The 23,227-nt window shown below is 42.3% G+C and carries 17 protein-coding genes; 9 read left to right on the top strand and 8 right to left on the bottom strand.

Features of this window, described 5'->3' with window-relative positions:
- Positions 1–10 precede the first annotated feature (10 nt).
- Genes panC through sucB form a run of 3 tightly spaced genes read right to left on the bottom strand, consistent with a single transcriptional unit; the run spans position 11 to position 4,909 of the window.
- Positions 11–859 (bottom strand): pantoate--beta-alanine ligase, encoded by an 849-nt coding sequence (gene panC / locus L0B18_RS01870; protein ID WP_234567438.1) that lies wholly within the window; start codon positions 857–859, stop codon positions 11–13.
- A 40-nt stretch (positions 860–899) separates the two neighbouring features.
- The gene (locus L0B18_RS01865; protein WP_234567437.1) at positions 900–3,152 is read right to left on the bottom strand and encodes an outer membrane protein assembly factor BamB family protein; all 2,253 of its coding nucleotides are present in this window, start codon (positions 3,150–3,152) and stop codon (positions 900–902) included.
- Between the two features lie 17 nt (positions 3,153–3,169).
- Positions 3,170–4,909 carry a 2-oxoglutarate dehydrogenase, E2 component, dihydrolipoamide succinyltransferase gene (gene sucB / locus L0B18_RS01860; RefSeq protein WP_234567436.1) on the bottom strand — a complete coding sequence of 580 codons (1,740 nt, stop codon included), beginning with the start codon at positions 4,907–4,909 and terminating at the stop codon, positions 3,170–3,172.
- A 234-nt stretch (positions 4,910–5,143) separates the two neighbouring features.
- Between sucB and L0B18_RS01855 the strand changes: the two genes are divergently transcribed.
- A complete protein-coding gene (locus L0B18_RS01855) occupies positions 5,144–5,503 on the top strand; it encodes a hypothetical protein (protein ID WP_234567435.1) in 360 nt (119 codons plus the stop codon).
- A gap of 29 nt (positions 5,504–5,532) precedes the next feature.
- On the opposite strand, the gene L0B18_RS01850 is transcribed toward L0B18_RS01855, so the two are convergent.
- Both L0B18_RS01850 and L0B18_RS01845 read right to left on the bottom strand, forming a co-directional pair.
- On the bottom strand, positions 5,533–6,444 hold the full coding sequence (locus L0B18_RS01850; protein ID WP_234567434.1) for a universal stress protein: 912 nt from the start codon (positions 6,442–6,444) through the stop codon (positions 5,533–5,535).
- A gap of 255 nt (positions 6,445–6,699) precedes the next feature.
- Positions 6,700–7,056: a hypothetical protein gene (locus tag L0B18_RS01845; protein WP_234567433.1), complete on the bottom strand. Its 357-nt coding sequence runs from the start codon at positions 7,054–7,056 to the stop codon at positions 6,700–6,702.
- A gap of 374 nt (positions 7,057–7,430) precedes the next feature.
- Here L0B18_RS01845 and L0B18_RS01840 point away from each other — a divergent pair, with 374 nt between their 5' ends.
- The 7 genes from L0B18_RS01840 to L0B18_RS01810 all read left to right on the top strand — a co-directional run bounded on the left by L0B18_RS01840 (position 7,431) and on the right by L0B18_RS01810 (position 18,663).
- Positions 7,431–8,261: a hypothetical protein gene (locus tag L0B18_RS01840; protein WP_234567431.1), complete on the top strand. Its 831-nt coding sequence runs from the start codon at positions 7,431–7,433 to the stop codon at positions 8,259–8,261.
- 474 nt (positions 8,262–8,735) lie between these two features.
- Positions 8,736–9,380, top strand: coding sequence for a hypothetical protein (locus tag L0B18_RS01835; protein ID WP_234567430.1), 645 nt, complete (start codon positions 8,736–8,738; stop codon positions 9,378–9,380).
- Between the two features lie 143 nt (positions 9,381–9,523).
- Positions 9,524–12,241 carry a T9SS type A sorting domain-containing protein gene (locus L0B18_RS01830; protein ID WP_234567429.1) on the top strand — a complete coding sequence of 906 codons (2,718 nt, stop codon included), beginning with the start codon at positions 9,524–9,526 and terminating at the stop codon, positions 12,239–12,241.
- A 216-nt stretch (positions 12,242–12,457) separates the two neighbouring features.
- Positions 12,458–13,057: a hypothetical protein gene (locus L0B18_RS01825; RefSeq protein WP_234567428.1), complete on the top strand. Its 600-nt coding sequence runs from the start codon at positions 12,458–12,460 to the stop codon at positions 13,055–13,057.
- Entirely contained in the window at positions 13,054–15,036 is a 1,983-nt protein-coding gene (locus L0B18_RS01820) for a hypothetical protein (RefSeq protein ID WP_234567427.1), read from the top strand. The genes L0B18_RS01825 and L0B18_RS01820 overlap by 4 nt, the downstream gene beginning before the upstream one ends.
- Positions 15,037–15,212: 176 nt before the next feature.
- Entirely contained in the window at positions 15,213–16,343 is a 1,131-nt protein-coding gene (gene tyrA / locus L0B18_RS01815; protein WP_234567426.1) for a bifunctional chorismate mutase/prephenate dehydrogenase, read from the top strand.
- A 121-nt stretch (positions 16,344–16,464) separates the two neighbouring features.
- Positions 16,465–18,663 (top strand): T9SS type A sorting domain-containing protein, encoded by a 2,199-nt coding sequence (locus L0B18_RS01810; protein ID WP_234567425.1) that lies wholly within the window; start codon positions 16,465–16,467, stop codon positions 18,661–18,663.
- Between the two features lie 5 nt (positions 18,664–18,668).
- On the opposite strand, the gene L0B18_RS01805 is transcribed toward L0B18_RS01810, so the two are convergent.
- Complete coding sequence (locus tag L0B18_RS01805) at positions 18,669–19,166, bottom strand: TspO/MBR family protein (RefSeq protein WP_234567424.1); 498 nt, start codon at positions 19,164–19,166, stop codon at positions 18,669–18,671.
- A gap of 224 nt (positions 19,167–19,390) precedes the next feature.
- On the opposite strand from L0B18_RS01805, the gene L0B18_RS01800 reads away from it, so the two are divergent.
- The gene (locus L0B18_RS01800) at positions 19,391–21,073 is read left to right on the top strand and encodes a choice-of-anchor D domain-containing protein (RefSeq protein WP_234567423.1); all 1,683 of its coding nucleotides are present in this window, start codon (positions 19,391–19,393) and stop codon (positions 21,071–21,073) included.
- Positions 21,074–21,313: 240 nt separating this feature from the next.
- On the opposite strand, the gene L0B18_RS01795 is transcribed toward L0B18_RS01800, so the two are convergent.
- Positions 21,314–21,916, bottom strand: coding sequence for a TlpA family protein disulfide reductase (locus tag L0B18_RS01795; protein WP_234567422.1), 603 nt, complete (start codon positions 21,914–21,916; stop codon positions 21,314–21,316).
- A gap of 94 nt (positions 21,917–22,010) precedes the next feature.
- On the bottom strand, positions 22,011–23,144 hold the full coding sequence (locus tag L0B18_RS01790; protein ID WP_234567421.1) for an Mrp/NBP35 family ATP-binding protein: 1,134 nt from the start codon (positions 23,142–23,144) through the stop codon (positions 22,011–22,013).
- Positions 23,145–23,227: the final 83 nt, after the last annotated feature.

Raw genomic sequence — 23,227 nt, 5'->3', positions numbered from 1 at the left:
CGGAAATTCTTTAAAATTCTATCAAAATATTGTCGATCAGCCGGGTTTCTCCTAACCATACGGCGCCGGCTATAATATATTGTTCCTTCTTGATTAACGTTTCTGCAGGGGTCAACGTTTTCCTGACAAAGACATTAAGATAATCAATTTTTAGACCTTTTGCTTCAAGTTCACTTTTTTGATGATCTAATAAAAGTTTGGGAGAATCAACACCATCAGAAATCTGTTTTTCGATGTATTGTAAACTTCGATAAAGCCCCGGCGCTTTTTGTCTTTCTTCCTCACTCAGGTAGGCATTTCTGCTGCTTAAAGCCAGTCCGTCATTGGCGCGAATGATGGGGTTCATCACCATTTCTATATCGTGGTTGAACTCGGTTACCATCTGCTGAAGAATGATAAACTGCTGAATATCTTTTTGGCCAAATACGGCAACATCCGGCGCCACAATGTTGAAAAGCTTATTCACAACAAGCAAAATCCCTTCAAAAAAACCGGGACGTGATCCGCCATCCATGTATCTATTCAGATCATTAACCTCAATTTTCAGAAATTTTTCGGGGCCGTACATCATTTCGTCAGATGGAGTAAACACTGCTGAAACGCCCATTTTTTGGCATTTCTCCAAGTCCAATTCCAGCTCACGCGGATACTCCTCAAAATCTTCACTGGGGCCAAACTGTTCAGGATTTACATAAATCGAGACAACCACTTCATCGGCTTTTTCCCCGGCAAGTTTCATTAAAGAAAGATGTCCGTCGTGCAGAGATCCCATAGTGGGAACAAACCCAATTGTTTTCCCTTTTCTTTTTTGATTTTTGACGAATGACCGTATACCTGTTATGTCAGAAAAAACGTCCATGAGGTTTCCTTTCAAATTTTCAGAATTCGATTCTTAAAAACTATGAATTCGGGAGCGAAAATGCGATGTAGTAATCACCCGATTTTGTACCCAGTTTTCCTCCGCCGCAAGCAATAACTACATACTGTTTTCCATCAATAGAATAGACACTTGGTGTGGCATATCCGGCAACCGGTAATTTGTATTCCCATAACAGTTCGCCGGAGTCTTTATCGAAAGCGCGTATTTTTTCGTCTAGAGTAGCTGCGATGAAAATGAGTCCGCCTGCGGTTACAACCGGTCCGCCATAGTTCTCTGTGCCTGTGGTTGGAATGCCTTGATCAGCCAGTTTTGGATATTCACCAAGCGGAACCTGCCATTCAATTTCACCTGTGTTTAAATTGATGGCATTCAGCCTTCCCCACGGTGGACTGCTTGCAGGATACCCATCCGGAGTTTGAAATTTGCGATAGCCGGTCATTACATACGGACTGGTTTGAGGCTCACTTGTCAGTTCCTGCTTGTCGGATGAGGCCAAATCAACCTCGAAGTGATTTTCATCCATAAGAAAATTGATAACCGACTTTTTCCGGTTTTCTGAGAGATATTGGAAACCAGGCATCATTCGGCGTCCGGTGTTGATCAGATCGAGCATTTCCTGAGGCGTGTAGAGTTCATCAACACCTATAAGCGAAGGATTATTGCCGGTACCTTCACGATCCGGTCCGTGGCAGGCGATACAGTAATTCATGTATGTATTCTCACCAAAAGTGATAGAATTATTTGCGGTTCCATTTTCCCGGCCTTCAGACGGAACCATGGTCAGTGTCCACGGAACTTCATTGCTATTTACATAAAGAATGCCGGTTTCAGGGTCGAACGCGCTTCCTCCCCATTCGGCTCCGCCATCATAGCCGGGATAGATAAGAGTTCCTTCAAGTGAAGGAGGTTCATACATGTGCGTTCTTTTTAATGTGCTTAGCTGGTTTCTCAAATCCGCCTGAACCTCTTCCGAAACAAAGGGATTGAGAGATGAGTCGGGCAGATGCTGACGCGTAAATGGCTTAGGCAGCGTTGGTATTGGTTGAGTTGGCCAGATCTCCTCACCTTCAAGATTTGTCTCCGTTGGAACAGGAACTTCTTCAATGGGGAAGAGTGGTTCGCCGGTCTCACGGTCAAACAGAAAAACGAATCCAGTTTTTGTGGTTTGGGAGACGGCATCAATTTCACGACCATCATGTGTGACGGTTACAAGGTTCGGAGCTGAGGGTAAATCCCGGTCCCATAAGTCGTGATGGACGGTTTGATAGTGCCAAATTCGTTCACCGGTTTTTGCATCCAAAGCCAGGAGAGAATTGCCAAAAAGATTTGAGCCCTTTCGGTTTCCTCCATAAAAATCAGGCGATGCCGTACCGGTTGGGATGTACACAATGCCACGCTTTTCATCCAGAGCCATTCCCGCCCAACTGTTTGCTCCGCCGATATTTTGCCAGGCATCGGGGTCTTCCCATGTATCATATCCAAATTCTCCGGGCTGAGGGATGGTGTGAAATGTCCACTGCAATTTTCCGGTTCGAACATTAAAAGCCCGAATATCACCCGGTGCGGCATCCTCACCCTCGGAAACGCGCGAGCCTATGATAATCAGATCTTTGTAAATAATGCCGGGCGAAGTAGTAACCACGTAAAGCTCTTCGGTTCGCTCTTCGAAACCGGCCTTTAGGCTTGCCTTTCCATTTATACCAAAAGACTCAATTGGTTTGCCCGTTGAAGTATCCAAAGCATATAAATCGGGTCCGGCGGTAAACAGAATTCGCTTATCATTACCATCTTCCCAATAAGTTACGCCGCGATTCACATTCAGCCATGTAACTACTTCTGCGGTATCCGGAAAAGGATTGTATCGCCATTTGGGTTCACCCGTGGCGGCATCAAGTGCAATAACATTTAATCTTGGAGTCGTTGAGTACAGAGTTCCGTCAATAATTAGCGGATTGGCCTGGATTTGCGAATTTGCCAGGGTATCGGCCTCTCCGCTTCGGTACGTCCATGCAACTTCTAACTGCTCTACGTTATTGCGGTTTATTTGATTGAGGTGAGAATACTGACTGCTGTATTTATCGCCCAGGGAAACCTTCCAGTCTGCAGATGATCCAATTTCGTCATAGTTGGAACTGCATGAGGTTAGAAAGGATATGAGAGCAAAAATTAACAAACTCTTTTGGGATAGTGTAAGCAACCTTGCCCGATCTACATCATGTTTCCCGGCGCGAGTTGCGCCCCTGCGCCAGGATTTATGATTGACAGATGTCATCAAAAGAGTCGAATTATTTATATCGCTCTGTCTGCATCGAAATTCTCAAGCAGTTGTTTTACCCGGCTCATAAATGCACCGCCATGAGCGCCATCAATAATTCTGTGGTCGTAACTCATGGAAAGATACATTTTGTGTCGAATGGCAATCACATCTCCTTGCTCCGTTTCCAGAACTACAGGACGTTTTTCAATCACTCCGGTTCCTAAAATAGCAACCTGTGGCTGATTGATGATCGGAGTACCCATCAGGTTTCCAACACTGCCATAATTTGTAAGAGTGATAGTTCCGCCAACAAGATCATCGGGACTTAAATCTTTGGTTCGCGCTTTGTCCGCCAGATCGTGAACCGATTTGGCAAGCCCGGCTAAATTTTTGTTTTGAGCTTGTTTGATGACCGGTACGATCAAGCCGCCTTTTCCACCTTCGCCAAGTGCAACAGCCAATCCAAAGTTAATGTCTTTTTTGAGGTGAATTTCGTCTCCGTCAACCGAACTGTTGATGAGTGGAAATTCGCCAATAGCCTGGATAAAAGCTTCGATAAAGATGGGTGTATAAGTAAGCTTCACACCGGTCTGATCGTAAAATTTCTTTTTGTTGGCTTCACGCCATTTCACAATGCTGGTAACGTCTACATCGCTGAAAGTTGTAACGTGGGCTGATGTCTGCTTGGAACGAACCATATGCTCGGCAATCATCTTGCGCATTCGGTCCATCTTCACAATTTCAACATTTTCGTGCGGACGATGAACATCCAGCTCACCCGCTGAAATCTTGCCTTTTTCCCGGGCAGCCTGAGCGATGTCTTCTTTTCCTTTCGTTCCGGATGGCGCTTTCACCTTGCCGGCTTTTTTGTCTTCTACATAAGAAAGAATGTCTTCTTTGGAAACGCGTCCTTCCTTACCGCTTCCTTCAATGGATTCGAGCTCTTCCTGTGTGATACCTTCTTCGCTTGCAATGGATCGTACAAGTGGAGAATAGAATCGTCCGTCAGATCCTTTTCGCTGAGGCTTGGATGTACTTTCCTTCGCTTCTTTCTCAGATTCTTCAGATGTTCCGTTTTTGGACGCTGGTTTTTCGGCAGAAGATTTTTTCTCATCCTTTTTCTTCTCTCCGCTTTTTGCACTTTCTGCGGCTTTACCTGTGGCGATAATGGCAATCGTTTGGCCAACCTCAACAGTCTCGCCTTCTTCCACTAAAATTTCTACAAGCGTTCCGGCTTCGGGAGACGGTACTTCGGTGTCCACTTTGTCGGTAGCAATTTCCAAAAGGGTTTCATCCACTTCAACTTTATCGCCAACTTTCTTCGCCCATTCAATGACGGTTCCCTCCATTACGGATTCACCCATCTGTGGCATTTCTACTTCTATTCGCTCGCCCTCGTCTTCATCAGCAGATTCATCTTCAGTCTTTTCCGGCTCATCAGCCTCTGTCTCAGTTTTTTCCTCTTTCTCGGAGGATTCTTCTTTTGATTCAGCCTCTCCCGAAGGTTCCGCATCTGCTTCAGAAGGATCTGCTTCCGTGTCGATAATAGCAATGGTCTGGCCCACTTCTACGGTTTCATCTTCCTCAACAAGAATTTCTACCAAAACTCCGGCTTCAGGTGATGGCACTTCCGTGTCCACTTTGTCAGTGGCGATTTCCAGAAGGGTTTCATCCACTTCAACCTTGTCACCGACTTTTTTCTTCCATTCGATGACGGTTCCCTCCATTACGGACTCGCCCATTTGGGGCATTTCAACTTCAACCTTTGCCATGTTCAGACCACCTTGTAATTAGATATTTTAAGCTGTTTTAGACCTTTAAAATAAGTACCTGTAAAGATCAGAATAATCATACTCAGTTCAAAATATAGCTGCTTTGCTAACCTTCAATTTCGGAAGCGTTAAAATTTGTGAAACCTGTTTCCAAACTACATCAATTTCTTCGGTTTGAGATTTAGTCGCAAAACGATATACTTTTACTGGATCTGTTAACAAAAAATAATTCTGATGCGTGCTTTTATAGCCATTCTTTTTTGCTCTTGGTTGATCACACTCTTTTTCCCCTGGTGGGGAATTATTATTCCTGCCATTATTTTTGGAGCGATGTTTTTGAAAAGCGGACTAAAAGCATTTTTTATCGGTTTTCTTGCAACAGGCTTTGCCTGGTTTTTACAGGCTCTCTACATCGACATTATGAACGAATCAATCCTTTCATCCCGCATTGCAGAAATGATGGGTGTCGGCTCGTCCTGGATTATTTTGCTTGCTACTTTTTTAATTGCCGCCGTGGTTGGCGGTACAGCTACTCTTGTTGGATATTTCCTGAAAGCGGTCTTAAAACCGGAAAGAGAAGTTTCTGCAGCATAGTTTCTTGTTGATGATGGTTTTGACGGAGATTATTCTCTTTCCGCCGGAATCAACAGTACCGGAATTTTGCTAAAGCGTGTTACCTGACTACTTACGCCTCCCAAAAAGAAATCGTGAACGAAGCCTTTGCCCTGGCTGCCCATTACAACAAGGGTAACACCCCGCTCTTCAATCACCTGGATAATTTCTTTACCGGCCGTTCCAAAGGTGATAATGATTTCAGAATTTTCACGAGTATGATCTGACAAAGTATTCCGCATTTCTTCCAGGTTCTCCTCATTTTTCTGCATCAATTCATCATGACTGACCGGATCTTTCAGGGCAATAGCATGATGGCCTTGAACATGAATCAAGGAGATCTTTCCAATTTTTCCTTGTTTGTCCAAATCCCGGACAACCTCAAAAGCGCGATCCGCCGTATCGGAAAAGTCAGTGGCATGCAGAACGTGATCAAGTGCTTTCTCACATGATTGAGTGACATACAGCCGCCGCTCATTTTTATCTTCATCAATCCATTCCATCTCCATATTGATAAGGAAAACCGGCAAATGAGATCGCTGGAGAACTTCAGAAGCTGTACTTCCCAAGAGCATTTGTTCCACCATGCTTTGTCCCCGGTTTCCAATAATGATGAAATCTGCATCTTTTGCATCAGCCGTTTTGATAATTTCTGTGGGGGCAAACGCGTAAGATCCAGCCTGGATAACCGTTTCAACCTTCAGGTCTTTATGCTCAAGAAGTTTTTTATAATTGTTGAGCTGTTCTTCTTGCAGAGACGTGTCTATTTCATCGCCCTCTCCGCTATACGATACAGAAATCACCGTAACAAGCGTTACTTTTTGCAATCCCAGTTTTTTCAGATAAGAAAGGGAGTCAATGATAATATCACTCGCTTCGGATTGGTCCAGTGCAACAACGGCATGTTTGAAATTGGTTTCCATCGATTTTCTCCTATTTGATTTAACTCCGTTTAAGTAATGTAGTGAAAGAAAGTTATGATTGTTTCACTCTTTCGATAGAATGATTGCCTTTGTCCTGGCATTGCGATTGGTTTTACATCTTTTTTCTAAAGTTGTTCTCTCATAAAACAGACGAATAGAAATAACTGTTTGAGGAAGTTTTTTGGATAAAAAAAATCCGCGAGGCTCTCTAAGCTTCGCGGATTTAAGATTAAAGGTTTAAAAAAGTTGGAAAAATCAAGGCTGATTGTCAGGAGCATTTCCTCCCTGTTCCGAAGGGTCTACAATCTGTAACTGGTTTTTCAGACTTGTGGAGAGTTCTTCAATGTCATCTTCCGTAAGAACTTCGGAAATATCTTCCACGCCTGATTTAATCAAAAGATTAAAGACAATCCTGTTAAATAACATTTGATGCCCGGCAGATGTTAGCTGCATAAATTGCTGTTGAGGTAATTGAGCTCCCGACAGTTTAATTTTATTAATAACCGGTTCCAGTAGTTTTTCAATTTTCGAATCGAGCTGTTTCTCCAACTCTTTCGCTCGTTTGTTTTCTTTACTGGTTACTTCTTTGCCTGATGGGTCTACTAACTTCATGTGAAAATAATTCAATTGAACAGTTTTAATTTCTGTTCTAAAAATAAGGTTTGTGAAGCAAAGTTTGAAAAATCAAAAACTTGCTGTTTAGACAGGTCGTCTTGTGCACGTGTTTTTTGTACTGTCTGATATTGAATCAGTAATACATTGTGCAGTCTTTTCCGAAGATTTATATAGAAAATTTCAATTAAAAAATGATAATAAATATCAATATTAAAATGTATTAATTAAAAAAAACTAATGTATAAAATATTGATTTTGTTAAATAATTCTAACTACGAAGTACTTGAAATAGGTTTATCATTCTTGCCGGAAAAGTAAAGTTTTTTCAAGTAGCACTCACTAAAGTCAAGTCTAAGTAAAAGTTTAAAGTCATGAAAAAAAGTATTAAAAAGTTAACTGCCTTTTTGGGGATGTTATTGCTCGCAACCTTTATCATTCATGGTTGCAGTGATGTTTCAAGTCCATATAGCGAGGATGTTCTCTCCGCAGGTTTTGACGATGCCTTTAAGGCAGAAACCTGTACAGATGGAGAAACCCTAACGCTGAAAACAAAAAAGAAGGGTAAAACAATAGGCGATATTTCCTATTCTGTTGATGCCGATAATATATATGTAATTGTCACACCCATAGAAGGATGGGGAATTACTGAAATTGATTTGTATGTATCTCAGAGTTCTTACACAGATAATCTTGTTGAAAATGAAGATTACGATTCCGCACAAGTTGATCCTTTAGAATTTGCAATTCCATTAAGTGAAGTTGGTCTTTCTTCTGGCGATGACCTTTCCCAACTTTTTATTGCTGTATACGCAGAAGTAGGTGAAATTAGTGGTGGAAGTTACTGGGGCGGAGGAGGCTCCTGGTGGGGTAAAAGCAGTAAAAGTAAAAAAGGCAAGTACGGTAAATATGATAACGACGACCGAGGCAAGAAAGGCAAATATGGTAAGTACGGCAAAGATGATGACGACGACCACAAGTGGGGCAAAAAAGGCAAGTATGGAAAAGATGATGATGACGATCACAAGTGGGGCAAGAAAGGCAAATATGACAAGGATGATGACGACCACAAAGGCGGTAAGAAAAAATATTATTGCAACAAAACTGAGAAAGCGACTGCAAAAGCTAAAATTCACGTAGAGAATTTTGATGAGTGTGAGCCCGGCAGTGGTGGAATTGGTGGTACTGGTGGAGGAAATAGATAAAACTTTATCTATCGGAGTTCTGCTAAATTTAAATAAATGTTGGAGCCTGCAAGTTTACTTGCAGGCTTTTTCTTTATCTACGAGTAGAATCAGCAAGCGTTGGGGGCTTTCATAACTAAAGGCTGATATTTTAAGGTTCCTCTATCTTTATTAAGCTTCTCTTGCCCAAAAGAATAAAAGGGTTTATCGGTTTTTAGGCTCTCTTCTTAAGTAGCATTAAGTGTATAACTTTTTTGAATGTCTCACCTCTATATGAATGAATTTAAAAATATATTTAATCATCTATTTTGATAAAAAAATATTTTAAAAAAAAGATTGATTTTGAAAAAAAATTAAAAAAAACTAATACATAAGTTGTTGATTTTGTTAGAGAAGTCTAATTAGAAAAGGTTTTAAATCAGGGTATAATTGAGAGTAGAAAAATGATTGTTTTAGCAGTCAAATTTAAGTCAAGTCTAAGAAATGGTTAAAAATATGGAAAGTAGTAACAAAAGGATTGGTAGCTTTATTAGTGCATTGGTCCTTGTAGTAGTTTTTGCCCAGGGCTGTAGTGATGTTATGGGCCCAAATAACGCAGATTCACGCCTGAATGCCGACAATTATGAGAATGCGGCATTAGCGGAAACATGTGTTTCAGAAACATCGGTTATCTTAAAAGCCGGGCGAAATTCAATTGAAGCCGGTACAGTTACATATTCAATTGATGATGAAAATGTGTATGTAACTTATTATGCAAATAATGGCTGGGGAATTACAGAAACACATCTTTGGGTTGGAACAGATTTAAATGATCTGCCAACGGCCGGTAATAATGCCCCTAAAAACGGTCATTTCCCATATGGAGATACATTCGGTGTAGCACAAACTTCAATTACTTATACAATCTCACTGGCTTCGTTGGGATTATCTGACAGCGCAGATCTTGAAGATCTTTACATTGTAGCCCATGCCGTGGTTGGCGAAATTAAAGGAGGAAGTGTTAAGAAAACTGAAACCGCTTATGCTGGCGATGAAGAAGGCGAAAGCAAAAGGTGGTGGTGGTACATTCATGTTAATGAATTTGATGAGTGTAACCCCGGAGGCGGTGGAATTGGTGGTACCGGAGGCGGTAACCGCTAATAAAAAAACCATTATCAATTCTTTGTTTAGAGAGGGGTATGTTAAAATATTATCATGCCCCTTTTCTAATTTTATACATATAATATGTGGGTCAATGAAGGAGATTCACTAACCCGGGCATACAATCTTAATAACAGCTAACCATGGGACATAATAGATTATCAAGCTCACACAATTCATCATATCTTGTTTTTTGGATTAAATTTCTCTTTTCTGCCGCAGTAAGCATTCTCTTTTTGGGAACCATTACTATTCAGAACGCATATGCACAACCCCAAACTTTGGAAGCAGCTGTTGGAAGTGTGGGTGATGCATCGGCTTCAGGGCCTGCGACTACTGTTTCTTTTGACCTGTTAAGGAATGCAAATAATCCGGGAGGGAATACATTTAGTACTTACTTGCCGCAAACTACGGTTACAATTACCATTGATAATTTCAATACCGCTTACAACTCATTGCAGGCGAACAACACAAATCCACTGTCTTTTGGCTGGTATGTAAACTTTGCAAACTCAGGCGGATCAAACTATGTGGACGATACATACCTTGTAAATGGAATTGAAGATTCTCTTTTCACAGGTTTAAATTATATCAGTGACCCTACAGACGGTTATTATACGGCTACAGATGCTGGAAATACTGGAGAGGGGATTGACCTCAGTGCAAACTACGGTGCATTTCTTGTGGCTTCACTTAGTGGTTTGCAAAATCAGCCAATGCTAAGTGGTGGCGTACCAATTGATTATGATTTAGCCGATCTGACTATTGAATTTTCTGAACCTCTCACGAACCCGGTTATCCATTTCATGGGTTTGGGGGCGGATTGGGATGCTACAATAAATAATGGGGCCTCAATTGTACAAAATTACCGGAATAGTGCGAGTGTTGAGTTGGATTTGATTGATGCCGAAATAGATTTTGTAGACGGAGATGCAAGTGATGTAACATTGAGTGTACTGAGTGAAAGTGTTCTTTTGGGGATTGAAGATGACGACAAAATTATCAATACATCAGACGATCCAAGTGATCGCTTTGACTACGATGGACCGTCTGCCGGCGGTGGTTCGGATGATGCCGATGGCGCTGCACACGGTTCAGTATTGGTCACCGGAGAAAATATAACCAGCTTAACATTCAGAGTTTTTGTTCGATCCGGAACAACCGCCGATGAAGGGTTTGGATGGGCTGGCAATGATGCAAACTGGACATTTGACCCCGATGGAGAAGGAGGAGATCCCGCCGAAGCAGTTCACTACAGTGTTACTGAAGGAACCCCGGATGTGAGTGGAGGAGAACTTCAGTTACTACTCGCCTCCAATGCCGATGGAGATGACCCATTGCTTCAATACTACTTTGCGGAAGATGCTTTTATGATTAGTGTAAGTACTGAGCTTGAAGCCGATGAAACATTATTAACTGTAGCTGAATGTTACAGAATGCTTTCTGCACCAGTAGAAGGAACTACGTATGCAACTTTATTAGATCCAATTTGGACCCAGGGAATGCCTGGGGCAGACTATACCAGTGGAGACCCTAACGTGTGGCTCTGGCCGGATGAACCAGGTGCAAGTGATGGAGATTGGGAAGGGGTTCCGGATTTAGGCAATATTATCGCACCTGGTTCGGGATTTTTGGTTTCTGTTTATTCCGATGATGACTATACGAATTCTCCCGCTGATACAGGATTTGATAAAACATTGTCAGTCACCGGTTCTGAAAATGCGCCACTCACATTTACAGCCATGAATGATGATGATAGTGGCTGGACACTCCTTGGAAATCCATTTAAGTCTCCATTGCATATTGCCACAACTAACGATGGTATTTTTGAAGGAACTACTCAAGATGTAGTTGAGACGGTATATATATGGAATCGTAATACTGAATCCGGAGATGGGGGAGATAACTCCACAGGTGGCCTCCCTGGTAGCTGGATTACCGGTACCTCAGCGGGTGGTGGTGATATTTTTAATGATGATGGGACGATAGCCGCATTTCAGGGATTTTTTGTTCAAAATAACGGTTCGAATCCACAGGTTGATTTTAGAGATGCCAGTAAAGCTACTGATGGTACTTTTTATGGAAAAGAAAAAAGTCTTAGTAATTTTGCCCGGTTTGAGTTAAATGGTGAGGGGCTTTATAATTCAATGTGGCTTCAATTTTCTAATGAAGGTTCATTAGAAAAATCTATTACAGATGCTCTCGAACTTCAGCCCATGTCACCTGAGTACGCTATGCTGGGAACGAAAAAAGCAGACGGCACCATTTATGATATCGGCCACTATCCCATTCCCGATGATGCCTTCGAAATTCCTGTCAGCCTGGAAACAACTCGTTCTGGTTATTTCACAATTACGGCAACCGACCTGGATCTTTCATTTGGTGCAGATCTTTACTTCATCGACCTGGTTAAGAAAGAAAGTATCCGAATTGACGAAAACTTTAGTTACCAGTTTTCGACAGAGGCTGTTGCTAAAGTTCCTGGTGGAGATCAATTTAACAGGTGTTCTGTGAATAGTCCCCAAAAAGCAAAAACGTTTGCTACTGCAGACCGTTTTATGATAGCCACACAGCCAAGGGATTTTGTAGAAATTCCGGCAACTGTCGCATTGAATCAGAACTATCCAAATCCGTTTAACCCGACTACTCAAATCTCTTACGATCTGCCACAAACCGCAGATGTAAGACTTGAAGTGTATGACCTTGTAGGGCGGCAAGTAGCAACGCTTGTCAATCAAACAATGGAAGCCGGTTCGCATTTAGTAAACTTCGATGCATCCAACCTTTCAAGCGGTGTTTATATTTATCGGTTGAATGCTGGTAATATGGTTCTTTCACGTAAATTGACTGTTATCAAATAGTTTGTGGATTATCTGCCGAAAGACAGGCTTGCCCGGCATTTTCCGGTTGTATTATAGCGGAGATTTCGGATCAAATTTGATAGGTGTAATTTTTTATAAAAAGGCGTAAGTCTCCACTTACGCCTTTTTTGTTTTTGAGTCGAAATTAATCCGTGAAACAAATCGTTCGGTTGTCGATATTAACCAATCAGTTTGATCCGGAAGAAACCCTCACGAATGATCCGAAAAGTTTCCACTTTAATTTTTTTATGGCTCTTTATCTGTTCCATCACCTCTGCATATTCACAGGAGAGTTTTAGCGAGTTAAACTTTACAGCAACCGGCAACGGAATATTCGGCGGCAATACCATTCTTAAACACTGGTCGCCCACAGCGGGATTCGGCCTGGAGATCAGTACCCCTTACTACTTTGGAAATCTTGAGACGGGGATTCGCTACATGCGATATAACGCTATGGATTATGAGAACTCTGGTTTCCATTCGGGATTTCTTTTCGTAGGCTGGCACTATACGTATTTTGTATCGGAAGATAAAGACTTGTCCATAGTGCCGGGTGTTCGCATCGGAAACCGATTTACTTTTCATGATCAGGATAAAATTTACGGGGACGGATACCGATTCAATAAAACTGAAAGCGAGTTTTCCTACGAATTACAATTCAGGATTCAACGGCGGATTAACGATCGCTTCGGCTTCTATACATCAATCGCTTACAACAGAACTCTCTACCATATTTCGTTCGCAGAATGGGTTGGTGCTGCCGGGTTTTCTGTGATCTTCAACACGACAGACGGACTGAAAGATTTTTTTAAATGATGATAACGCTTCTCTTTTTAATGGGGCTGTTTCTTCAGAGTGAATCAGAAGTAAGCCTTACAAAACCAGTCGTTGAAGAAACGGGTCAGGATTCTATTAAAACGGAAATAGTTTTGAGATCAGAAGACCTGATATGGAAGTCTGATTGGAGTTTCTTTTCCATCGACCGGATGTCGTACAAAGTAAATTCCGGCTATTATGGATACTATGGTCCGCAGCCGACCTACATTCTTGACGGCATTCCATTTGATCCTACTTTTTTTGGGATGAACTTCTCACAATTATTGCCGGTTTCGTTCGGCCAAATCCAAAAGGTAGATATGAGTGACGGAATCGGGATGTACTCCGGAATTAATTACTCTTCTGGATTGATAAACCTGAAATCTGTTCCGGTTCAGAATGGGTTATCGGTATTTGTTTCTGGTCAATATGGGCATAATTCAGATGAACCCGGTCCGTGGGTTTTTGATGAACAACAGGTGACTCCAAATGTGGAGCGTTTTGGCCCGTGGGTGGATGCCGGGGCTTCTCTAAAATTTGGCAACTGGTACGCAAAAGGAGTTCTGCGAACACACAGGAATCTTAATATCAATCCACATGTACAAACCAGGATTAAAAATCTAATCGGTTTTCCGCTTGAAGGAAGATGGCCGGATGCCGAGGCAACCACCCATCTGGGACTTGTTGAAACCGGAATTCAAAGTAATCGTGTGGATTTGAAAATCCATGGAATCCGTTCGGAAAGTGAAGAGTTTCTTTATTTTCAGCCGCTTGCAAGAGAGGTTCCTACAGATTTCACCACAGAGCAATATTCGGCTTCAGGATCTTTCTTTTTGAATAATTCATTCGGAATTCGATCAATGGCCCAGTACAAAGATAAAGCTACGGAATATCGGAGGAATCAATTTAATCAGGACTTTGACTGGAAGCAGACAACCACAACAGGCCGGATTTCTGTCTTCTTGAATAGGAAAATATTTCGGTTCGACATCGGTTCTGAGTATCAAAAAGTTGAAACGAAAGCAAGCGGCTTAACAGAAGAAGATCAGCAGTTTGTGGATCTGTTTGTGGATCAACTGACAAATGTAACTTCCCGGCTGCGATTTGGCTCGTATTCTGCAATCACATTTCATGATGATCAAAAACCGATTCGCGCAAGAGGTTTCTTGGAGTTTGATCTGATAAAAGGATGGACAACTTCTTTTGAAGGATCTTATTCCGAGCTTTTACCGGAGGTATCAAACCCGATAAGTGAGTGGATTAGTGGCGGATATGATATAATGAGCCGTCTCGATTCTTATGTCTTTGTAACGGATGATATCTCCAATACCCGGTTATATTCGCTATCAAACCGTCATGAACTTCAGTTTTCAAACCTGGTTGGTGTTCATCTAAAAGCCGAATATCTCAATCATCTGAACGTTCATGTTCCATTCCAGGATGCCCGGTATTACATTCAGTTAAGTACGTTGCCGACGGCATATTTTTTGTTTGATAACCAATCAGGTCAGCGGCTAAAACTTTCTATGGATACGGAACTGAACTGGTCCGATTCATTCCGTCAAACATTTGGCATTCACTATTCCCATACGCTGGATGGCGATGTAGCCTATAAAAGTTATTGGAAAACCATTCCGGAGTACTTGCTCCGCCATTCTACAATTCTAAATCCATCACCGGATTTGGAGATTCGGCTCAATATCCAGTATCAAACCAAAACGGTTTGGGATGAATTTCGCCGCCTGGACGGGAAACTAAACCGAACGTTTCATCCGCAGTTTCCCTATCGCTTATTTACCTTTAGCAATGAAGTTCCGGCAGGTATAAATATAGATCTCGTTTTATCAAAATGGTTTTGGCAGCAGAGAATTCGCACTGTATTTATGCTCAGCAATCTTTTCAACCAAAAGTACAGAACTCATCCAATCGGTTCAGAAGAAGGATTTGGATATATGCTTCGGCTGGAATTGCGGATTTGATCTTGAGTCAACACGCATTCTAAAGAACAACTCCATCACGCCAAAGATGGTTACAGGGATGTTTTTTACACCGTGCCATTCACTTTCCAAAAGAATCTGCTACTAATATCCCGCAGATAGTTTTAACTTTCATGGTTCATTTTTACAACTGCGAATAGATACTTTATATATTTGAAATGCCTGATCAAAAAGAGCTAAAAGAACAAAGACAGAAAATCGATAAAATCGATGATCAGATTCTGGATCTGTTACAACAACGAAAAGAGGTTGTGCAGGATGTTTTGAAACGAAAAGTGGAAAAGCAGCTCCCGGTTTTTGTTGCACGGCGCGAACATGAAAAGACCGACGTTTTTCGTGAAAAAGCAAAAGCGAGAGATCTTGATCCTGATTGGGCAGAAGATTTTTTGCGGATGATCATGGCGGCCTCACGTGCGGCACAATCGGCAGATACATTTCCCCGCTCAACCACCGAACCGAAACACATTTTGTACGTTGGCGGTGAAGGAGGAATGGGCAGCCTCTACAGAAAATTTACCGAACATAGCGGCCATGTAGCCTACAGTATCGACAAAGGGAATTGGTACCAGCTTGAAGAGATGGCTCCAAAACTTGATTTGGTGATAATTACAGTGCCCATTCATGTAACTGTAGATGTAATCGAGAGAATTGCACCCAAACTAAAACCGGAAACGATCCTGGCGGATTTTACCAGTAATAAATCCGAACCGTTGCAGGCCATGTTGGATGCTCACAGCGGGCCGGTTATTTCTCTTCACCCCATGCACGGACCGGATGTCCCCAATCTTTCGAAACAGTTAATGGTATTTTGTGCCGGACGGGATTCCGAAAAAGCAGAATGGTTCAAAGAGCAGTGCAAGCTTTGGGGATTGCGAATTATTGATGCGGACCCTGCAAAGCACGACCATGTGATGCACCTGGTACAAGGATTGCGCCATTTTGTGGCACTTTTGCACGGTTCTTTCATGAAGGAATATGATTTGAATCCGGCTGAAATTCTGGAGTACTCAAGCCCTATTTATCGGGCCGAACTCATGATGACCGGACGGATTTTTGCCCAGGATGCAGAACTTTATGCAGATATCGTTTTTTCCAATAAAGAACGCCGTGAGTTGCTCCTCCGCTTTTTTAATCATCAGAAGAACTTGATGAAAATGGTTGAAGAAGATGATAAAAGAGGTTTTGTGAAAGAGTTTGAGGCGGTGACTGATTTCTTTGGAAGCTTTGCATCCCAGGCCCTCAAAGAAAGCGGGTATTTGATAAACAGGTTGGCGGATCGGTTTTCATAAACCGAAAATATCCAAGGGTATCACGGCTGGGGATTATGTTTTAGGTACACACGGCAGAACTTAAGATTGAATTGTGTATTTTATTCTGCCTTCATCTCAGTTTTAAACACAATGAAAATCTATGAAGTTATCCTTTTTTAGATATGCTTCCCTTTTATTCATCTTGTTTTTGATACATGCTTCAGTTTTTGGACAAGAGAGAACCTTTAAAGTGATAGAAGACTCGCCCGACGTTTGTATTCTTCATCCAACAGATGTGAATGCTCATTATAAATTTGCACCGGATGTTTTAAGACAGAAGCGTGCTTCGAATGCTGCAACGGCTCAAATTGAAGTTACTTATCTTAATAATTGCGGTGGCGGTTCCTGGCCAGAAGATGCAAAAGCAGCATTTGAATATGCCGCTGATATTTGGGAGGCTTATCTGAATACCCCTGTTCCCATTCGTATTGAAGCAACCTGGGCACCACTTGAAGAGGGCGTTCTTGGAGGCACTTCGCCAATTATTGTTGAGACAACATCAAGTGCATCGGGTGATCTTTTCCCAAATACACTATACACTATCGCAAATGCCAGTGCAATCATCGGAAGTGATTTGGTAACTGAACTCGACACTGACTATGACATGACAATGAGCATAAACTGCGAGTTCGATGACTGGTACATGGGAACAGATGCAAATCCGCCGGCCGGCATGTATGATTTTGTTACGGTTTTCTTGCACGAAATCGGTCATGGTATCGGGTTTACCGGCAGTATGATTGGTAATACAACTTCGCAAATCGCGGATTGGGGTTTTGGCCAGTCAGAATTTCCAATGGTGTATGATCGCTTTACTCTGGACGGAGAATTCAACCGGTTAATAAATTCGGATATTTATCCACGTTTTTCAGAACTACTTTATGATGCATTGACAGGGAGGTTTGGCGGCATTTTTTTTAATGGTCCCCAGGCGGAATTTGCGTATGATGATAATAGGGTTCAGCTTCATTCGCCGACACTGTTTGCGCAAGGGCAAAGTTATGCCCATTTAAATCAGCAATTATACGGAAACACCCAAAATGCATTGATGCGTCCATTTCTTGATGCTCAGTTTGCTGTTCATAGTCCGGGGCCAATTTTTTGCGGCTTATTAGATGATTTCGGTTGGCCATTAGGAGAAGCTTGTCTTGATTTGTTGCCGGATGAGGGATTTTTGAGCCGGCCTTTTCCGGTTTTTCCTGCGAATGGCTCATTCGAGTCCATCCTGAATCCTACATTATTGTGGCAATCTGTGGCAGGTGCCGCTGACTATCGGATACAAGTAGCTACGGATTTCAATTTTGAGGATACATTTATCGACCAGGTCGTCACGGGCACTTCTTACGATATTCAACAAGACCTGGATTATAACACTCTTTATTTTTGGCGGATACAGGCTTTAAGCGCGGGGGGATCCAGCAAATTTAGCACCAAATACAGATTCACAACAACTAACAGTCCGCCGGATGCAATTTCTCTTTCACTTCCTGATGATAATGCAACGAATCTGCGCCCCGGGTTTTCTTTTACATGGCAGCCGTCTGGCAGGGCCGATGAATACCAGATTCAGGTAGCTGAAAATCCTGGTTTCTCTAATCCTGTTATTGATGAAACCATTTCTCCACCACGATTTTTGAATACAGGCTTTTTAGATTTTTCAACAGTGTATTATTGGCGTGTCAGAGGCTTAAATTCATCTGGTTCCGGCGGTTGGAGCGAGGTTCGAACGTTTACAACAATTATAGAAAAACCCGATCCGGTGTTACTCATTTCGCCATCAGAGAATGAAAATCAGGTTTCAACCACGGCTACTTTTAGCTGGTCTGAAAGTGAACGCGCTTCCGAGTACATCATCCAGATATCCCAGGATGAAATCTTTTTTTCAGACGGAGTGATTCAACGAACCAGTTCAGATCCAATGTTCACACTCAGTGATCCGATTGATCCCGCAACAATTTATTATTGGCGAGTTAAAGCGACCAATATTGGCGGGGAGAGTGATTGGAGCGAAGTAAACCAATTTACAACAGTTGTAAGGGAAACGGCCATTGCCCAGAATTATCCAAACCCGTTCAATTCTTCGACAACCGTTCGTTTCCAGTTATCACAAAATGTTGATGTTACTCTGGATGTTTTTGATTCGGTAGGCAGAAGAGTTTCTGTTTTAATTGATGAGGAGCGGGCTGCGGGTGTGTATTTCGAACAATTGCAGGCTGCAAGCTTAGCCTCTGGAACGTACTTCCTCCGAATTGTTGCCGGCGATTTTATGGAGGTGCAAAAGATGGCAATTATCAAATAGTCCGTTTAATTTATCCACCAGATGGTGCCGTTCAGGCAGGCCGCAAAACTGACCCAAAGAATATATGGCACCATCAACCCAAACGCCCATTTGTCTTTTTTTGAAAAGAGGTAGCTTGTGATGATAATAGCTGCCAAAAGAAAGAAAATCTCTATAAATGCCCATCCGGGAGATTGCAGTCTAAAAAAAAGTTGAGACCATAATCCATTCAGTCCCAACTGAAGCAGGAAAAGGACGAGGGCTGGTCTCGCCTCACGGAATCCAAATTTATTCCAGATTCTCCAGGCTGCGATTCCCATTAACGTATAAAGCAGCGTCCATACCGGCCCAAAAACCCAGTTGGGAGGATTCCAGCCCGGTTTGTTTAAAGCGTTGTACCATTCCGAAGGTGCAATTCCCGGAGATACCCTGGCGCCGGTCCACGCAACTAAAAAGCATAGTCCAATCCACAGGATTAATCCAACGATTGATGAAGTTGTGGTTCGGCTTACCTGAGAATTCATATCAACTCAAAAAGGTGTTTTCATTCAGTGATCACACAGTTGGTGATGAGTTCTTAATCATCGCCATTTAAAAAACTTAAAGGCCTTTTGTTTCGTTTGGAAAAGTTATTTTTTTCAAAAAATTCTGACTTTCGAGTGAAAATCTTGTAACATCACAAGGTCTTTAATTTTCAGAAGCATCAAGACGTTTTCTACTTAACTGCACATTTTTGATTCTACTTTTTATGTTCAGGAAATTATTTTTTCTAACCCTTCTGATAGGGCTTCTGTCCATTCATAATATGTCTGCCCAGGATGCCGGAAATCATCCCTTAAATTTTATTGATGAAGCCCACAGCAGGCATGTTTGTAACCTTCCTGCAACCGACGTCGATGCTCACTTTTTTGTTCAGTCCAATCCTGAAGTGAGGGACAGGATAAAAGCTAAAACACAAACCCTTTTAGATGTTGATTTTTCCAGTTCTTGCAGTGGAGAGCAATGGCCGCAACAAGCGAAAGGTGCTTTTGAATTTGCCATGGCCATTTGGGCAGATCACGTTAATTCTGATATTCCCATTAAGGTGAGGGCAAACTGGACGGAATTGGATGACAACACACTTGCCAGTGCCACTCCTGGCCGGGTTTTAAAATTACCTGATTCCAATTACGGATTACCAGACACATGGTATGCAATTTCACAAATCAGTGCAATTGCCAAACAGCCTTATAGAGATCAGCTCGACGAAGTTGATTATGATATTGATATGGACGTGCAGTGTACTCGTGACGATTGGTATTTTGGCACAGATGCCAACGTGCCGTCTGGTCGATACGATTTTGTAACGGTGATTTTACATGAAATAGGCCACGGCCTTGGTTTTCTTGGAGGGCTTTCAGCCGAGGAAGAGACGGAAACAGCAGAATGGGCATTTGATACACCCATTATTTATGATCGGTTCACAGTAGATGGAAACAATACTCATTTGATTGAGACAAGTACCTATCCAAACCCTTCGCAAGAGCTTTATGAAGCACTCGTGGGAGAAGAAGGCGGTGTTTTCTTCGATGGAGAAAATGCAAACAATTCATTGAATGGCTTCGGCGTATTTCATCGAGCAAAGCTGTTTACACCTAATCCGTACAGGCAGGGGTCAAGTTATTCGCATGTGGATCTGAATACATTCAATAGAACAGTGAATGCTCTGATGGTACCCAATATTGCCTCGGCTTTTGCCGTACATAGCCCGGGGCCACTCATGTGTGGCATTTTCAGTGATATGGGTTGGCCACTTGGAGAAGGTTGCCTGGACCTGATAGATTCTTCCATCATCACTGCCAGTACAGATGAATTAAATTTTGGAGTGATTAATTTGGGTGAAACAGCCCAGAGAACAATAACTCTTTCCAATAGAGAAGATGCTGAATTGCCTCTTACAGGTTCGATGGAGGTAGAAGGTGGTCAGTTCGCTATTGCGGGAAATAGCAGTTTCACCATTCAACCGGGAGCTTCACAGGAATTTACTGTTACCTATACACCAACAAATGATGTGCGGCAGAGAAGTAACCTGATGATTCAGCATACCGGCAATAATGAGGCGACTCCTCTTTCAATTCCAATTCTGGCAGAAGCATTAAAAGAGGGACAAGTCGTTCAATTATACCAGAGTTATCCCAATCCATTTGTTCAGGATAATACTGAAAATTTGTCCAGCCCTATCATCGAGTTTTCAATTTCTGAAGCTGCCGATGTATTGCTGGATGTATATACGGTTGCCGGACAGCATGTTTTATCACTTGTTGATAGCCACATACAGCCAGGAATTTATCAGGAATATGTAGATTTGCGAGGGTACACAACCGGAATCTATATCTATCGCATTGTTGTGGGAGGAGAAGTAAACACAGGCAAGCTAATGTATGTGAGATAAGTTATTCACATTTTTTGTGGATAACTTGGTGAAAAAGTTGTGGAAAAATAATTGCCGACAAGTATTGACAAACGTTGCGGAATTGTGCTAATTACAATTGAGCACTGACGCCGAAAACACTACGGTGGGATCGGTGTTGAAGTCGAAAAATTGCCGCGACTTTGCTTGTGTATCACATCCAAACCGGAAGGATATACAAATGTGCTCCGGTTCTTTTTTTATTTCTGCCTATCTTGTTGTTTACTCTGCCAATCCTTCCAGGAAATTCCTGAATTCTTCTGTATCATATTTGGCAAATCCTCGCTTTTCAAGAACAATTTTGGAATCGGGTGAAATGACATATGTGGTAGGTATTACGGTGCTCTCATACGTTCCACGCACTTTTGTGCGGTAGTGATAGATCGGTAGATCATACTCTCGCGTTTCCATAAATTGCCGGGCCTTTTCAAAATCCTCATCCATTGAGACCAAGACAAATGAAATATTTTCATCGTCTTTGAAATGAGTATAAAGGGAATGGATGGACGGCATTTCTGCAATGCAGGGCGGGCACCATGTAGCCCAGATATTCATAAAAATAACGTCTCCTTCGAAATCACCAAGCGATTTTTCAGAACCATTTTCATCCGTAAAGTAGAAGTCGAGGCTGGCGTTTTCAAAGCCGGTAGTGTTTTCCGGGATGGACGGTTTTATTAGCCCTGTTGCCAGAACTCCACGCTGAAGGGTACCGATCACCTGTGTGTGCCAGCCGGTCAGGTAAAGCACAAGGATAACGGCAATAATCACTCCCCACTCTATCAGCGAGCGATAATCCTTTTTAGTTGAGGTAGAATTCTCGGCCATATTTTACGTGCGTCAGGACAAGTAAATCATCCAATGAGAGTTTAAACTTAGATTATGGAAATCAACAGTTATCTCATTGGATGATCTTGAAATTCTATGGACGAATTTTGATGTCAACTTTATCTGTAGATTGCTGTTGCTGGTTACGAATGGCAAGCGACTGCAGGGTTCGGTTCGCAATTTCTTTAAGGCAAATGCCCGAATCAGAAGCAGGATCTTTTGCCACAATCGGCGTTCCCGAATCGCTGGTTTTGCGAAGATTTTCCCTCAATGGAATTTCGCCCAGAAATGGCACTTCAAGTTTTTTAGCAAGGTTTCTGGCTCCATGTTTCCCGAAAATGTAATACTTCTTCTCGGGCATATCTTCGGGCACGAAGTACGCCATATTTTCAATAATCCCCAAAACCGGAACATTCACTTTGCCAAACATGGCAACTCCTTTTCGGGCATCATCCAGAGCAACGGTTTGCGGTGTAGAAACTACCACAGCGCCTGTAAGGGGAACTGTCTGTACCAGGGTTAGCTGGATGTCGCCAGTTCCGGGAGGGAGATCCAATATCATATAATCCAGCTCTCCCCATTCTACCTCCTGCATAAATTGTTTGATGGCGCTTGTAACCATCGGTCCGCGCCAGATCATAGCTTGATCGGTATCAACCAAAAAGCCCATAGACACAAGGTGAACGCCATGCTTTTCGATGGGAACGAGTTTTTTTTGAGTGGTGATATTGGGCCGTTCCTTCACGCCAAACATGGTAGGAATGCTGGGGCCGTAGATATCGGTATCCAGCAAGCCGACTTTCGCCCCCGTTTGTGCAATTGCCACGGCAAGGTTTGCCGCTACTGTGGATTTCCCCACGCCACCCTTGCCCGACGCCACAGCAATTACATTTTTTACGCCGGGAAGAACCGGTTGCTGTGTCTGTTGCTGCTGATTTTTCTGTTGTCCCTGATCTCCTTCAAGTTCACGTTGTTTGGAAATATTTATACCAATAGTAATATCCAAAACAGCTTCGGGGTCAATAAACTTTTTAACAGCTTGTTGACACTCGTCTTTTAATTTATTTGCCAGTTTGTCATTTTTCTCAGGCAGTTCAAGTGTAAAGGCTATATACTTATCCTGTGTTACCAGATCCTGGATTAAATCCAGAGTTATCAAGTCTTTCTGGTAGGTTGGATGGATGACCTGTGAGAGGGCACTTTTTACCTCTTCTTTGTGGATAGACATATCTTTATTTAAGTCTTAAAGTTTTTACCTTCTAAAGATAAGTAGATTGTGAGGCAAACTAAACGGTATATTAAGCCGGTGCG

The sequence above is a fragment of the Rhodohalobacter sp. 614A genome (assembly GCF_021462415.1).
Taxonomy (GTDB): domain Bacteria; phylum Bacteroidota; class Rhodothermia; order Balneolales; family Balneolaceae; genus Rhodohalobacter.
The sequence above is the reverse complement of the archived record's forward strand: the minus strand, read 5'-3'. Positions and strand labels throughout refer to the sequence as shown.

What these genes read in the sequence shown, in the direction of transcription:
- panC (WP_234567438.1), bottom strand. Translation starts at nt 859, where the DNA reads ATGGACGTTTTTTCTGACATAACAGGTATACGGTCATTCGTCAAAAAT.
- L0B18_RS01865 (WP_234567437.1), bottom strand. Translation starts at nt 3,152, where the DNA reads ATGACATCTGTCAATCATAAATCCTGGCGCAGGGGCGCAACTCGCGCC.
- sucB (WP_234567436.1), bottom strand. Translation starts at nt 4,909, where the DNA reads ATGGCAAAGGTTGAAGTTGAAATGCCCCAAATGGGCGAGTCCGTAATG.
- L0B18_RS01855 (WP_234567435.1), top strand. Translation starts at nt 5,144, where the DNA reads ATGCGTGCTTTTATAGCCATTCTTTTTTGCTCTTGGTTGATCACACTC.
- L0B18_RS01850 (WP_234567434.1), bottom strand. Translation starts at nt 6,444, where the DNA reads ATGGAAACCAATTTCAAACATGCCGTTGTTGCACTGGACCAATCCGAA.
- L0B18_RS01845 (WP_234567433.1), bottom strand. Translation starts at nt 7,056, where the DNA reads ATGAAGTTAGTAGACCCATCAGGCAAAGAAGTAACCAGTAAAGAAAAC.
- L0B18_RS01840 (WP_234567431.1), top strand. Translation starts at nt 7,431, where the DNA reads ATGAAAAAAAGTATTAAAAAGTTAACTGCCTTTTTGGGGATGTTATTG.
- L0B18_RS01835 (WP_234567430.1), top strand. Translation starts at nt 8,736, where the DNA reads ATGGAAAGTAGTAACAAAAGGATTGGTAGCTTTATTAGTGCATTGGTC.
- L0B18_RS01830 (WP_234567429.1), top strand. Translation starts at nt 9,524, where the DNA reads ATGGGACATAATAGATTATCAAGCTCACACAATTCATCATATCTTGTT.
- L0B18_RS01825 (WP_234567428.1), top strand. Translation starts at nt 12,458, where the DNA reads ATGATCCGAAAAGTTTCCACTTTAATTTTTTTATGGCTCTTTATCTGT.
- L0B18_RS01820 (WP_234567427.1), top strand. Translation starts at nt 13,054, where the DNA reads ATGATGATAACGCTTCTCTTTTTAATGGGGCTGTTTCTTCAGAGTGAA.
- tyrA (WP_234567426.1), top strand. Translation starts at nt 15,213, where the DNA reads ATGCCTGATCAAAAAGAGCTAAAAGAACAAAGACAGAAAATCGATAAA.
- L0B18_RS01810 (WP_234567425.1), top strand. Translation starts at nt 16,465, where the DNA reads ATGAAGTTATCCTTTTTTAGATATGCTTCCCTTTTATTCATCTTGTTT.
- L0B18_RS01805 (WP_234567424.1), bottom strand. Translation starts at nt 19,166, where the DNA reads ATGAATTCTCAGGTAAGCCGAACCACAACTTCATCAATCGTTGGATTA.
- L0B18_RS01800 (WP_234567423.1), top strand. Translation starts at nt 19,391, where the DNA reads ATGTTCAGGAAATTATTTTTTCTAACCCTTCTGATAGGGCTTCTGTCC.
- L0B18_RS01795 (WP_234567422.1), bottom strand. Translation starts at nt 21,916, where the DNA reads ATGGCCGAGAATTCTACCTCAACTAAAAAGGATTATCGCTCGCTGATA.
- L0B18_RS01790 (WP_234567421.1), bottom strand. Translation starts at nt 23,144, where the DNA reads ATGTCTATCCACAAAGAAGAGGTAAAAAGTGCCCTCTCACAGGTCATC.